A 13,488-nucleotide genomic window follows, 5' to 3' on the forward strand; every position below is an offset into this window, starting at 1 on the left:
CCGCTCTCAGGTGTAGAGGGCGGCGGCGCGGCGGGTCGCTTCGGTGAGGCGGGCGCGGAGTTCGGGTGGATGGAGGACCTCGGCTTCCGGGCCGAGGCGGAGGAGTTCGAAGTAGCCGATCTCCCAGGACTCGATCGGCAGGGTCACGGTGACCCAGCCGTCGGCGTCCGGGGAGCCCGCCGTGGCGAGGGCGTCGGAGGCGGCGGTCGGTTCCAGCAGGACGGCGAGGTTCTCGACGGCGAGCGGGCTCAGGCGCACCACCGCCCGCTCGCGCAGCATGGCGCGGGTGAACTCCCGTGCCGCCGCGGCCCAGTGGTCGGCGAGGTCGAACTCGGGGTCGCGTTCGAACCGCTCGTCGCCGGCCTCGGCGGTCTCGAAGCGGTCGACCCGGTACGAGCCGAACCGGCCGGACGGGCCGCGCGCCACGAGGTACCACTGCCCGGCCTTCAGGACCAGGCCGTACGGCTCCAGCCGGCGCTCCCGGGTGCCGCCGCGCGCGGCATAGCGGGCGTGGAGGACGCGGTCCTCCCACACGGCGCGTGACACCTCGGAGAGGAGCGGAGGGGCCCCGGCGTCGCGGAACCAGGCCGGTGCGTCGAGGTGGAAGCGCCGGGTGGCGGCGGCGGGGGCGTCGCCCAGGGCGGCTGCGACCTTCAGGCGCGCGGCGCGGGCCTGCCCGGCCAGACCCATGTCGCGCAGCGGGCCCGGCAGCCCGGCCAGGTGCAGGACCTCGGCCTCGGCCCGGTCGAGGCCGGTGAGGCGGGTGCGGTAGCCGTCGACGAGCCGGTAGCCCCCGTCGCGGCCGCGTTCCGCGTACACCGCGATGCCGGCCTCGGCCAGGGCGGCGACGTCCCGCTGGACGGTGCGCTCGGAGACCTCCAGCTCGGCGGCGAGTTCCGCGGCGGTCATCGTCCGCCGGGACTGCAGGAGCAGCAGCAGCGCGATGGCCCGGCTTGCCCGCACGTGGTTCCCTCCGATCGTCCGTCGTCGTCGCGCGCCCGGTGGTCCGGAGGCGGTGCCGTCACCATTCTCACGGGTTGGTCCGACAGGCGGGCTTATGTCTCGTCGGCCTTGTCCGTCTCGTCCGTCTCCCCGACGAGCTTGGCGTAGTCGGGGGCGAACACGGTCATCCACTGCGGGTGCAGCCGGTAGTAGACCACGTCGTTGTCCCAGTCGAAGGCGTCGGCGCCGTAGAAGTCCCGGAAGTACGCGAGCAGGTCCGGCCAGTCGGCGGCCGGCTCGCCGTCGTGGGGGTTGAGGATCTCCACGGTGCCGTGGGTGAACACGCCCAGGTCCTCCCCGCGCATGTGCGCGACGCTGGCGGCGGGCCGGGCGGCGAGGTGCCGGGCCTTGGCGGCACCTCGTGCGGTACCGAAGTGCCACTTCCCGTGCAGGAAGTGCCCGTCCGCGCCGCTGATCCGCGGCTCGCCCTTCGCCGTCACGGTCGACAGCGCCAGCGTGCACATGCCGGTGAGCACGCGCGTGAGCTGCTCGGCGGTGAGCGTGGTCTCGCTGCTGATGATCGACCGCAGGTGCGCGGTGGAGCGGGAGAGCGAGGCGTCGAGGAGCGCCTGGAGCCGGCGGAGCTCGTCGGGTGTTTCGCGCATGGGGGTCCTTGTCTGTGCGGTGTCCGGTCCGGCGCCACCACGACGCCGGCCGGTGAACCCCACTATCCCGGCCAATCCCGACATCTTCTGTCGTGATTCCCGGACTTCTCCGGACGGATCTTCCCGGACGGACCTCTCCCGGAACGACCGCCCCGCCTGCCGCCCGGCCCTCCCTACCGCAGCACGGACTCCAGGAAGTCGCTGCCGAGCCGCGTCACGACCGGGATGTCGAGCTGGTGGAGGACGTAGCGGCCCCGGCGCTGGGTGATGACCAGCCCGGCCTTCTTCAGGACGGCGAGATGGCGGGAGACCTCCGGCGCGGTGATGCCGTACGCGTCGGCCAGCTCGCTCGTCGAGTACGCGCCGCGAGCGAGGTTGCGGCACAGGCTCATCCGCATCGGATGCGTCAGCGCGTCCAGGCGCAGCTTGACCGTCTTCACGGACTCGGTGCCGCCGACCTCGTGGGCGGCGGCCGGGTACTGGATCACCGGCTGCCAGCCCGCCCCGTAGAGGGTGAAGAGGTGCGGCCAGCCGAAGACGGTCGGCAGCAGCGTGACGGCGATGCCCCGGGCTTCGGTGCGGCCGTGGAGCAGTTTGTCGACGACGATGCGGCTGCCGTGCTCGTCCTCCTCCAGACTCATCGCGGGTGACGCCGCCCTGAGCGCTTCCGCCAGGCCCTTGCGGCGCAGCAACTCGGTCTTGTGCTGGGCGTCGGCGGCGAGCTGGACGCGGACCCGGCGCCAGGTGTCGGCGAAGAACGCCTGGTCGCAGTCCTCCAGGAGACGCCGGATCCAGGCGCGGGTGGCAGTGGGCTCGGCGAGCATCCGCTCGACGAAGGCCGCCTGGCGCGGGCCGCGGGCCGCCGCCAGGTCGAGCGCGCGGCGCCGCGACCACTCGTCGACCAGCGGCGACGGCAGGCCCCGGGGGTAGTGGCTGGTGCTGCACGAGATCTCCAGGGCCGCGCCCACGAACTTCTCGTCGTCCATGCGGTCGAGGTCGTCGAGCTCCTCGGCGAGGGTCTCCCGGGGCCGGGGCGGCATCAGGAAGTCGGAGCGGGTCGAGCGCCACATGAAGTCGGCCTCGAGCAGCCGGTCGGCCAGTTCCGGTGTGAGCGCGGCGGAGGTCGTCGTCGTCCACGCGTGCAGCCGGGCGTGGTGGGCGGGCTCGGCGAGCGCGTGCAGCGCGTTGCTCAGCTCCGCCAGGGGCGAGGGGCGGAAGATGATCCGCTCGTGCGGCAGTCCGGTGATGTCAATGGTCACGCTCACCCGCCCATGGTGCCTGGCGCCCCTGCGGCCGGGGCGGGCGGGGGGAGTGGTTCCGTCATTTGACGGGGGTCGTCAATCGACGGGACTCGTGGGGCGGCCGGGGTGCACGGTGGGCGCATGAACGCACTGCACCAGCACCTCTTCGACAGCTACCGGGCCGCCCAGCACGACGAGCCGGCTCCGCCCGCTCCCGGTACCCACGACGTCGCTGTGCTGCGCGCGGCCCGCGACCACCGCCGCTTCGAAGCCGTCCTCGCCGGCCGCCCGACCACCGGCCGGCTCCGCCTGGCCCTCCGGCTGGCCCTGCGCCGCCGGCGGCGGGCCGGGGCGTGCTAGCCACTCCTCGGAGGGGCGTTCAGGACCGCGTCGGGAACGCTGGAGGACCCGGGAGCGTAGCCTGCTCCCGGGTCCCTTGTTGCCGCCCAATTGCGCACACCGGCACGTTGAAGGGTCGCGGATCAGATTGAAATCGACGCGTTCTGCCTTTGAACTACCGTGCCACGGAGCGGCACAGACAGGACTCGAACCTGCATTCGTCGATGGTCGTCCACACCCGGTCGATCCGGTGTTCGGCGGCGAATGCTGAGACTGGAGCGAGAGTCTGAGATTCACGGGGTCTGCCTCTGCCTGCTTGGGCTACCCCGGCCGGTGGTGCCGGGGGGAGGACTCGAACCTCCACTGTGACCCCTGGTCAGCTTCAACATCAGTGTCAGCTTTTCGCACCGCGCAGCCGCACCCGCCCGGTTTCCCCGGGCAGGAGCCTCGGCGCTCGGTGCACCCGCCCGGCTCCCCGGACGGGCGATCACGAGGCTACCGGAAGAGGTAGCCGAAGACGGCGTCGCCCACCCGCTGGTCGGTGACCTCGGTGGCGTTGGCCTCCTCGCGGGCGAACTTGACCGCCTGCTGGAGCTTCTCCACCCGCTCGGCCAGCTCGTTCACCCGGCGGGCCGGCAACGCGCCGGAGAACTTGACCGTGGTCCAGTAGCCGACCGCGACGTCCTCGTAGTAGACCTCGACCTGGGCCGGGTGCTTGTCCGTGGCCTCGGCCTTGACGTGGTTGCGCGGCACCTTCTTGGTCCGGATGGTGCGCACCGGCTCGGTCTTCCAGGAGTCGGTGGACGGGTCGAGGTTCCAGGACTCGGAGGCGTCCAGCACCGGGAGCTTCTTCACGAAGGTGAACAGGTCGGTGAGCTGCTTCTCCAGGAAGAGCAGGTACGGCACCGGCACCCGGGCGAGGAGGACCTGGCCGTCCACCACCACGTCGGCGGAGGCGCCGACGTTGGCCCAGTCCTTGGTGGCCGTCACGTCGAAGAGCCGGGTGAGGGTCTGCGCGGTGGAGCGCAGGATGTCCTCGGCCTTCAGCTGCACGCGGGTGGACTCCGGCGGCAGCTGCTCGCCCTCCTCGTCCTTGGGCTGGTAGGTGCGGGAGATCCCCGCCAGCAGCGCGGGCTTCTGCAGGTCCTGGTGGGCCTGGGTCAGCTCCTGGAAGGACTTGGACTTGACGCCCTTTTCGACGGCGATGATCTGGTTCAGCTTTGCCACGTCCGGGACGCTAGCAGGATCGAACTGATCAGCGACACCGAATTACTGACCGGGCGCCGGCCCGGAGTACCCGGTCGGCCCCCGGCGGCCGGGGACCGTACGGGCGCTCCTCGCCGGTTGCGCGGCGTGCTGGGCCGATCGGATGGAGCCTCGCGGTTCGCGGTCCGCCCCAGTGGTGGGAGCGCGGGTGGGCGGCGGTGCGCGGGCTAGGTTCGTCCGCGTGACCGGCAACGACGTAGTTCTGGCGCTGGTGGTGGTCACCGCGCTGGGTTTCGACTTCACCAACGGCTTCCACGACACCGGCAACGCCATGGCGACCTCGATCGTCACCGGAGCCCTCCCACCGCGCGTGGCGGTCGGGGTCTCGGCGGTACTGAACCTGGTGGGCGCGTTCCTGTCGACCGCGGTCGCCGCCACGATCGCCGGCGGTCTGGTGCAGAGTGCCGACGTGACGCTGACCGTGGTCGTGGCGGGCCTGACCGGCAGCATCCTGTGGAACCTGGCGACCTGGTACGCCGGGATCCCGTCCAGTTCCTCCCACGCGCTGGTCGGCGGCGTGGTCGGGGCGACCATGGCGGCGGCCGGGGCGTCCGCCGTCAAGTGGCAGGGCCTCGTCTCCAAGGTGATCGTGCCGGCCGCGCTGTCGCCGGTCATCGCCGGGTCGGTCGCCGCGCTCGGCACCTACCTCGTGTACCGCTTGACCCGCGGCGTCGCCGAAGGCTCGCGGACGCGCGGCTTCCGCGGCGGCCAGGTCGGTTCGGCCTGCATGGTCTCGCTCGCCCACGGCACCAACGACGCGCAGAAGACCATGGGCGTCATCACCCTGGCCCTGATCGCCAACGGAACGCTGCACGCCGGGGCGAAGGCGCCGGACTGGGTGATCGCCTCCTGCGCCACGGCCATCGCCCTGGGCACCTACACCGGCGGCTGGCGGGTCATCAGGGCCCTGGGCAAGGGGCTGGTGGAGATCGAACCGCCGCAGGGGATGGCCAGCGAGTCGGCCTCGGCCGCCGTCATCCTCTGCTCCGCCGACTTCGGCTACTCGCTCTCCACCACTCACGTCGCCACCGGGTCGATCCTCGGATCGGGGGTCGGCAGGAGCGGCGCGGTCGTGCGGTGGAACATCGCCCGCCGCATGGTGGTGGCCTGGGCGCTCACCCTCCCGGCCGCGGGGCTGGCCGGGGCGCTGGCCTACTGGGCCGCCAACGGGATCGGCGGCACCGTCGGTGTGGTGGTCGTCTTCATCGTGCTGGTGGCGGCCTCGGTCGCCTTCTACGCCGCGTCCCGCCACCCGGCCGTCACGCCGGAGAACGTCAATGCCGCCTGGACGGGCTCGGTCGTCCCCGAGCCCGTCGTCGACGAGCCGGCCCGCACCGACGAGGTGGCCTCGTGAACCCCTGGATCGATCTGAGCGCGGTCTGGAAGATCGTCGTGGTCGGCTTCCTCGCCGGCGCCGGCCTGCCCGCGGTGTTCGCCGTCGGTGTGCGTGCCCTCTACCCCCCGGTCGGGCCGGTCGGGGGCGGGGCCGGCGGTGCGGTCGGGGCGCCACGCGCCAGGGCGGGGGCGTTCGGCGTCACCGTCGCCGCCGTGTGCTTCGCGGTGATCCTCGCCGCGATCGGCTGGGGCATCTCCATCATCGTCAACCACAGCTGAGCGCCGGGGTCCGGTTCATCCGCCACCACCTCGACGAGTACCACGAGGCGCTGCCCGCTCACGAGGGGGCCTGCGGCTGCGCCAGGCCGTCGGCGACACCGAGGCGGCCCGGGCCCGGCCGAGTGCTCCTGCCGGGTCTCAGCCGCCCCGCTGAACCTCGGCCCGGAAATCCCCGACGGTCGTTCCTCGGAGGGGGGAGCGAATCCGGAGTTTTGACATTCCGCTTAAAGTCATACAGTCTTCTCGGCATGTCTGACCGTCACCCGATCGAGTGCGCCGCCATTGAGCTGGCGCTGATCGGCGTGGCCGCGCACTGCGTTTCCGACAATCTCTGTCGCTGAATCCGCCTGTCCCGAAGCCTCCGCGGTGATCGCCGCGCTTCGGGGCGTCGCCCCTTCCCGCGGGCGCGGTGCCGCTCAATCCTTCCGTGGCCTCACTGTCGCCCGCCTTCCTCCGTACACCATCGGTAGCGAAAGGCTCCCTTTCCGATGTCTCGAACCACCTTCACCCCTCGCCGCCTCGCCCTGGCGACCGTCACCGCCGCGCTCGTCGTCGGACTGGCGGCGTGCGGACCGAAGGCCGACGGCGGTGGGGGCACCGGCAAGGACGCCGCACCGCAGCAGGGCGGCACCCTCACCGTCCTCAACCAGCTCCCGCAGGAGCAGTTCGACCCCGCACGGCTCTACACCTCCGGCGGCGGCAACGTCCCCTCCCTGGTCTTCCGCACCCTCACCACCCGCAACCGGGTCGACGGCGCGGCGGGCACCAAGGTCGTCCCCGACCTCGCCACCGACACCGGCACCCCCTCGGAGGGCGCCACGGTGTGGACGTACCGCCTCAAGGACGGCCTGAAGTTCGAAGACGGTTCGCCGATCACCACGGCCGACATCAAGTACGGCATCGAGAGGTCATTCGCGCCCGAACTCTCCGGTGGCGCACCCTTCCTGAGGGACTGGCTGGTCGGCGCCGCCGACTACCAGGGACCGTACAAGGACGGCCGCACCCTGGACGCCATCGAGACGCCGGACGAGAAGACCATCGTCTTCCGCCTCAACAAGCCCGAGGGTGACTTCCCCTACCTCGCCACCCAGACGCAGTTCGCGCCCGTCCCCAAGGCCAAGGACACCGGGACCAAGTACCAGGACCACCCCGTCTCCTCCGGCCCCTACCAGGTCGTCAAGAACGAGAACGACGGCACGCACCTCGTCCTCAAGCGCAACCCCAACTGGTCGGCGGCGACGGACGACCAGCGCAAGGCGTACCCCGACACCGTCGACGTGCAGTCCGGGCTCGACCCGGCGGTGATCAACCAGCGGCTCACCGCGAGCACCGGGGCCGACGCGGCCGCCGTCACCACCGACACCAACCTCGGCCCCTCCGAACTGGCCCAGGTCAAGGACGACAAGGCCCTCGCCGCGCGGGTCGGCACCGGCCACTTCGGATTCGTCAACTACCTGGCGTTCAACCCCAAGGTCAAGCCCTTCGACGACCCCAAGGTCCGGCAGGCCGTCGCCTACGCGATCAACCGCACCTCGGTGGTCAACGCCGTCGGCGGCTCCTCGCTCGCCGAGCCCGCCACCACCTTCCTGCCCAACCAGGAGACCTTCGGGTACACGCCGTACGACCCGTTCCCGGCCGGCGCCACCGGCAACCCGGAGAAGGCCAAGGAGCTGCTGAAGGAGGCCGGTTACCCGGACGGCCTGACCATCACGCTCACCCACTCCACCGCGACCGGCAAGGCCTACGGCCCGGACGTGGCCACCGCCGTCCAGGACGGGCTGAAGGCGGCCGGGATCACCGTCCAGCTGGAGCCCCTGGACTCCACCAGGTACTCCAAGACGATCCACGGCGTCGGCACCGAGCCCGGACTCTTCCTCACCGGCTGGGGCGCCGACTGGCCGTCCGGCGGCCCGTTCCTGGCGCCGATCTTCGACGGCCGGCAGATCGTCACCGACGGCTCCAACTTCAACACCGCGCAGCTGAACGACCCCTCGGTGAACGACGAGATCGACCAGATCAACAAGATCACCGACCATGCCGAGGCCGCCAAGCGCTGGGGCGCCCTGGACAAGCGCATCGGCGACCAGGCCCTGACCGTCCCGCTGTACCACCCCGTGTACAAGCGGCTGTCCGGCAAGGACGTCCGCAACATCGTGATCAGCGACTGGACCGGCGTGCTGGACATCTCCCAGGTCGCGGTCAAGTAGCGGCCGGAACGGACGGATCGAACGGACCATCATGGCTCCACAGGAACCCAGCGTCGGGGAGGCCCTCGCGGTCTCCCCGGCCCCCGGGGGACGGCAGGTGTGGCGGCGGCTGCTCGCGCGGCGCACCACCCTCGCCGCCGGCCTCGTCATCGTCCTGCTCGTCCTGATCGCGGCGGCGGCACCGCTGCTCAGCGCGCTCGAAGGGCAGGACCCCACCAGCTTCCACAACGACCTGCTCGACTCGGCGGCCGGCGGCGTGCCCACCGGCTCCTTCGGCGGCATCAGCGCCGACCACTGGCTGGGCGTCGAACCGGGCACCGGGCGCGACGTCTTCGCCCGGCTCGTCCACGGCGCACGGATCTCGCTGCTCGTCGCCCTCGGCGCCACCGTCGTCCAGGTCGCCATCGGCGTCCTGGTCGGCCTCGCCGCGGGCCTCGGCAGCCGGGTGCTCGACCAGCTGATCGGCAACACCACCGAGGTGATGCTCGCGCTGCCCTCGCTGGTCTTCGCCATCTCGCTGATGGCCGTCGTGCCCTCCGACTTCCCCCGCCCGCTCCTGCTGACCCTGGTCATCGGGCTGCTGGGCTGGGCCGGCACCTCGCGGATCGTCCGGGCGCAGACGCTCGCCCTGCGGCAGCTCGACTACGTGGCCGCGGCCCGGCTGGCCGGCGCCACCCGGTGGAGGATCGCCCGCCGGGAACTGCTGCCCTCGCTTGCCGCGCCGGTCGTCACCTACGCGGCGGTGCTGCTGCCGGGCAACGTGATCGCCGAGTCCGGGCTGTCCTTCCTCGGGGTGGGCGTCAAGCCGCCGACCTCGTCCTGGGGCCAGATGCTCTCCGGCGCCACCACCTGGTTCCGCGCGGACCCGACGTACGTGCTGCTCCCGTCCGCGCTGCTGTTCGTCACCGTGCTCTCCTTCACCGTGCTCGGCGACGCCGTCCGCACCGAGCTCGACCCCCGTGCGGCCTCCCGGCTGCGGGTCGGGGCGTCGAGCGGCGGCGCGGCCTCGGCGGGCACGGGGCCCTCCGGCGCCGGTTCGTCGAACGCGGGCCGCCCCGGCCCGTCGAACGCCACCGAGGAGGCCACCGCATGACCCGCTTCCTGCTCCGCAAGGCCCTCGGCATGCTCGTCGTGCTGCTCGCCCTCTCCGTGATCATCTACGCGGTGTTCTACATCGCCCCCGGCGACCCGGCCCAGCTGGCCTGCGGCGAGAAGTGCAGCCCCGCCCAGGTCGCCCAGGTGCGCGAACGCCTCGGCCTCGACGCCCCCGTGTACCTCCAGTACGCCCACTTCCTCCAGGGCATCGTCGCCGGCCGCGACTTCAGCGCCGGCACCGGACTGCTGCACTGCCCGGCCCCCTGCCTCGGCGTCTCCTACCGCAGCGGCGAGCAGGTCACCGACATGATCACCGCCCGGCTCCCGGTGACGGCCTCGCTGGCACTCGGCGCGATGGTGCTCTGGCTGCTCCTCGGCGTCGGCACCGGACTGCTCTCCGCGCTGCGCCGCGGCCGGCTCAGCGAGCGCCTGCTGACCGCGCTGACCCTGGCCGGAAACTCCGTCCCGGTCTTCGTCCTCGGCCTGGTGCTGCTCATCGTCCTGTGCGCCCAGCTCCAGTGGCTGCCGTTCCCGAGCTACGCGCCGCTCACCGAGGACCCGGAGCAGTGGTTCTGGGGCCTGCTGCTGCCCTGGATCACGCTCGCCCTGTACGAGTCCGCCAAGTACGCCCGGCTGACCCGCTCCTCCCTGCTGGAGACCCTCGCCGACGACCACATCCGGACCTTCCGGGCGTACGGCGTCAGCGAACGGCACCTGGTGACCAGGCACGCGCTGCGCGGCGCGCTCACCCCGGTGATCGCGCTCACCGCCATCGACCTCGGGACGATGTTCGGGGGAGCGGTGCTGACCGAGTCGCTCTTCGGCCTCCCGGGGCTCGGCAAGCTGCTGGTCACCTCCGTCGGCCTGATCGACCTGCCGACCGTCGTCGGACTCACCCTCGTCACCGGGTTCTGCGTGGTCCTCGCCAATGTCGTCGCGGACGTGCTGTACGCGGTGACCGACCGAAGGGTGGTCCTGACGTGAGCACCGAACCCCTCGTCGACGTCCGGGACCTGGTCGTCGACTTCCCGGTCGGCGACGGCCACGTCCGCGCCGTCGACGGCGTGGGCTTCACCCTGGGGGCCGGGCAGGCGCTCGGCATCGTCGGCGAGTCCGGCTCCGGCAAGAGCACCGTCGCCTACGGACTGCTCGGCCTGCACCGCGGGAGCGGCGCCCGGGTCGGCGGCTCCGTCCGGGTCGCCGGCGTCGACGCCGTCACCGCTGAGGACGCGGAACTCCGGCGGCTGCGCGGCGGACTGGCCGCCATGGTGTTCCAGGACCCGCTCTCCGCGCTCGACCCGTACTACGCGGTGGGCGACCAGATCGCCGAGGTCGTACGGGTCCACCGGCCCGTCTCGCGCCGGGCCGCCAGGGCCCGGGCCGTCGAGGTGCTCTCCCGCGTCGGCATCCCCGACGCGGCGCGGCGCTCGCGGTCGCGTCCGCACGAGTTCAGCGGCGGCATGCGCCAGCGGGTGCTGATCGCGATGGCCCTGGCCTGCGAGCCCCGGCTGCTGGTCGCCGACGAGCCGACGACCGCGCTGGACGTCACCGTCCAGGCCCAGATCCTCGACCTGCTGCACGAGTTGCGCGCGGAGACCGGCGCCGGACTGGTCCTGGTCACCCACGACCTGGGCGTGGTCGCCGGGAGCGTCGACCGCGTGCTGGTCATGAAGGACGGCCGGGCGGTGGAACACGGCCCCGTCACCGAGGTGCTGGGCGCCCCGCGCGAGCCGTACACCCGGGCGCTGCTGTCCGCGGTGCCCCGGGTCGACGCGCCCGGTGCCCCGGAGACGACGGGTCGTCCGAGCGAGTCGGCCGGGGGCGACGTCCTGCTCGAAGCGACCGACCTGCGCCGGGAGTTCGCCCCCCGCGGCACCCTCAGCCGGCGCACCGCCCCCGTCACCGCCGTGGACGGCGTCTCGCTCACCGTACGGGCCGGCGAGACCCTGGGCATCGTCGGCGAGTCGGGCTCCGGGAAGACCACCCTCGGGCGGATGCTCGTCCGGCTGCTGGAGCCGACCGGCGGGCAACTCCACTACCGGGGGCGCGACATCGGCGCGCTCGGCGACAAGGAACTGCGCCCGCTGCGGCGCGAGCTGCAGATGGTCTTCCAGGACCCGGTCTCCTCGCTCAACCCGCGCCGCACCATCGGGGAGTCCGTCGCCGACCCGCTGCGCATCGCCGGAGAGCGCGACGAGCGCCGCATCCGCGCCCGGGTCGGCGAACTCCTCGAACGCGTGGGGCTCGACCCCGACTGGTACCACCGCTATCCGCACGAGTTCTCCGGCGGACAGCGGCAGCGGGTCGGCATCGCCAGGGCGCTCGCACCCCGGCCGCGGCTGATCGTCTGCGACGAACCGGTCTCCGCGCTGGACGTCACCACGCAGGCCCAGGTGGTCGAGCTGCTGGGCGAGTTGCAGCGCGACCTCGGCCTCGCGCTGGTCTTCATCGCCCACGACCTCGCCGTGGTCCGGCAGGTCAGCGACCGGGTCGCGGTGATGCGGGCCGGGCGGATCGTGGAGCAGGGCGACGCCGACACGGTGTACGACTCGCCCCAACACGCCTACACCAAGGGGCTGCTGGCCGCCGTGCCGGTGCTGGACCCGGCCGAGGCCACCGCCCGGCGCGACGCCCGGCTGGCGGCCGCCGGAGTCTGAACTGACACCGGAGACCGACCTGACACCGGAGTCTGACCTGGCACCGGAGCCTGACCGGGCCGGCCCGCATCTCTCGGGGTGCGGGCCGGCCCGGGGGCGTGCGGCCGGCGGCGGGAAACCGGAGGCGGCGGTGCGGGGCGGCCGACAGCTCTGCGTGTGGGTTCCGTCACCCTAAGGTGGTCCCATGCGCGGATCGAAACTCCTGTACGCGGCAGTGGTCCTGATCCTGGGTGCGGCCTCCGTGGCCGTCGCGAGGAACTCCCGGAGCGACACCGCCGAGACCCGCATGGCGCCGGCCATCCTGCTGTCCGACGAGTACCACGAGAACCGCCTGCGGCCCGTCGCCGACGAGATCCACCGGCTCGTCGACACCGGCCGCGTCGACGGCGGCGACTTCACCTCGATCGTGTTCCACGGCGACGAGCACCGCCTCGACCTCTACTGGAAGGGGCCCGTCCCCGCCGGGATCACCGAGGCCGTCGACTCCTGGCGCACCCGCACCCGCGAGCAGGTGCGGCACGACCCCGCCGGCCCGGTGAGCCCCGACTACGACGTCCGCTACCACCAGGCCGCCTACTCCCGCTCCGAGATGGACCGGGCCGTCGAACGGTTCGTCACCGCCGTCGGCAACGACACCTCGGAGTGGTCCTCGATCTCACCCGCCAACGACGGCAGCGGCCTCCTGCTGACGTACCAGCCGAAGACCACCAGGCGCCTCGCGCCGGCGAACGCCCCGGCACGCGACTACGAGACCCGGGCCGGGCAGCTCGCCGGCATCCCCGTCCACGCCGGGACCGGCTCCCCGGAGACCTCCACCAGGGGCGGCCGCACCGGCGAGGCCCCGCCCTGGTACGCCGGAGCCGACCTCGCCCTGAGCGACAACTCGCGCTGCTCCACCGGAATCCCCGGCTGGGTCGGCAACCGGCGGGTGCTGCTCACTGCCGCCCACTGCCAGACCAGCGGGAACGTCTACAACGGGCAGCGCGTCGTCGGGGAGGTCACCGCCCACGACGCCGGCCTCGACGTCGCCGTCGTCACGACCGGCCATGAGACCGCGGCCCGCTTCTACAGCGGCTCCCGGAACAGCGGCGACTCCCGTCCGCTGTACGGCCCGGCGCGCCTGGACCCGGGCCAGTCCGCCTGCTTCAGCGGCGCCATGTCCGGATTCCACTGTGAGCTGGAGGTCACGCGTGTGGGCGTCCACTCGTCGTCCGGTCGTACCGACGCGACCGAGGTGAGGTCCCGCAGTGGCGGCGTCGCCGTCGCCCAGGGCGACAGCGGCGGGCCGGCGGTGGCCAACCCGCAGGGCGACGCCATGGCGCCGGTCGGCGTCATCACCGCCGGGAACACCGACACGAAGGTCCCGTGCGGCGCGACGGCGATCCCGACGACCTGCTTCTCGACCGGCTACTACACGCCGCTCGACCCGGTCGCGTCCAGGTTCGGGTTCTCGGCGTCCTGA

13 protein-coding genes are annotated in these 13,488 nt (G+C 72.6%); 9 read left to right on the forward strand and 4 right to left on the reverse strand.

Going from position 1 to position 13,488, the window contains the following annotated elements; translation table 11 throughout:
* Positions 1-6 precede the first annotated feature (6 nt).
* The 3 genes from ACWDBE_RS01240 to ACWDBE_RS01250 all read right to left on the reverse strand — a co-directional run bounded on the left by ACWDBE_RS01240 (position 7) and on the right by ACWDBE_RS01250 (position 2,872).
* Complete coding sequence (locus tag ACWDBE_RS01240) at positions 7-963, reverse strand: helix-turn-helix transcriptional regulator (protein ID WP_449806787.1); 957 nt, start codon at positions 961-963, stop codon at positions 7-9.
* 92 nt (positions 964-1,055) lie between these two features.
* The gene (locus ACWDBE_RS01245; protein ID WP_449806788.1) at positions 1,056-1,607 is read right to left on the reverse strand and encodes a pyridoxamine 5'-phosphate oxidase family protein; all 552 of its coding nucleotides are present in this window, start codon (positions 1,605-1,607) and stop codon (positions 1,056-1,058) included.
* A 173-nt stretch (positions 1,608-1,780) separates the two neighbouring features.
* On the reverse strand, positions 1,781-2,872 hold the full coding sequence (locus ACWDBE_RS01250) for a DUF5937 family protein (protein ID WP_449806789.1): 1,092 nt from the start codon (positions 2,870-2,872) through the stop codon (positions 1,781-1,783).
* Positions 2,873-2,989: 117 nt separating this feature from the next.
* Between ACWDBE_RS01250 and ACWDBE_RS01255 the strand changes: the two genes are divergently transcribed.
* Positions 2,990-3,208: a hypothetical protein gene (locus ACWDBE_RS01255; protein WP_392877486.1), complete on the forward strand. Its 219-nt coding sequence runs from the start codon at positions 2,990-2,992 to the stop codon at positions 3,206-3,208.
* A 474-nt stretch (positions 3,209-3,682) separates the two neighbouring features.
* On the opposite strand, the gene ACWDBE_RS01260 is transcribed toward ACWDBE_RS01255, so the two are convergent.
* The gene (locus ACWDBE_RS01260; RefSeq protein WP_449806790.1) at positions 3,683-4,414 is read right to left on the reverse strand and encodes a DUF7873 family protein; all 732 of its coding nucleotides are present in this window, start codon (positions 4,412-4,414) and stop codon (positions 3,683-3,685) included.
* A gap of 220 nt (positions 4,415-4,634) precedes the next feature.
* Here ACWDBE_RS01260 and ACWDBE_RS01265 point away from each other — a divergent pair, with 220 nt between their 5' ends.
* The 8 genes from ACWDBE_RS01265 (at position 4,635) to ACWDBE_RS01300 (ending at position 13,488) form a co-directional block, all read left to right on the forward strand.
* The gene (locus ACWDBE_RS01265) at positions 4,635-5,807 is read left to right on the forward strand and encodes an anion permease (protein WP_449806791.1); all 1,173 of its coding nucleotides are present in this window, start codon (positions 4,635-4,637) and stop codon (positions 5,805-5,807) included.
* A complete protein-coding gene (locus tag ACWDBE_RS01270) occupies positions 5,804-6,067 on the forward strand; it encodes a hypothetical protein (RefSeq protein ID WP_449806792.1) in 264 nt (87 codons plus the stop codon). Before ACWDBE_RS01265 ends, ACWDBE_RS01270 begins: the two co-directional genes overlap by 4 nt.
* A gap of 248 nt (positions 6,068-6,315) precedes the next feature.
* Positions 6,316-6,408, forward strand: a complete 93-nt coding sequence (locus ACWDBE_RS01275; protein WP_317620150.1) for an Ms4533A family Cys-rich leader peptide — start codon at positions 6,316-6,318, stop codon at positions 6,406-6,408.
* 147 nt (positions 6,409-6,555) lie between these two features.
* A complete protein-coding gene (locus ACWDBE_RS01280) occupies positions 6,556-8,274 on the forward strand; it encodes an ABC transporter substrate-binding protein (RefSeq protein WP_449806793.1) in 1,719 nt (572 codons plus the stop codon).
* 31 nt (positions 8,275-8,305) lie between these two features.
* Positions 8,306-9,367 (forward strand): ABC transporter permease, encoded by a 1,062-nt coding sequence (locus ACWDBE_RS01285; RefSeq protein ID WP_449806794.1) that lies wholly within the window; start codon positions 8,306-8,308, stop codon positions 9,365-9,367.
* Positions 9,364-10,353 carry an ABC transporter permease gene (locus ACWDBE_RS01290; protein WP_449806795.1) on the forward strand — a complete coding sequence of 330 codons (990 nt, stop codon included), beginning with the start codon at positions 9,364-9,366 and terminating at the stop codon, positions 10,351-10,353. Before ACWDBE_RS01285 ends, ACWDBE_RS01290 begins: the two co-directional genes overlap by 4 nt.
* The gene (locus ACWDBE_RS01295; protein ID WP_449806796.1) at positions 10,350-12,026 is read left to right on the forward strand and encodes an ABC transporter ATP-binding protein; all 1,677 of its coding nucleotides are present in this window, start codon (positions 10,350-10,352) and stop codon (positions 12,024-12,026) included. Before ACWDBE_RS01290 ends, ACWDBE_RS01295 begins: the two co-directional genes overlap by 4 nt.
* Positions 12,027-12,210: 184 nt before the next feature.
* Positions 12,211-13,488 (forward strand): hypothetical protein, encoded by a 1,278-nt coding sequence (locus ACWDBE_RS01300; RefSeq protein ID WP_449806797.1) that lies wholly within the window; start codon positions 12,211-12,213, stop codon positions 13,486-13,488.

This window comes from Kitasatospora sp. NPDC001132 (genome assembly GCF_053598415.1).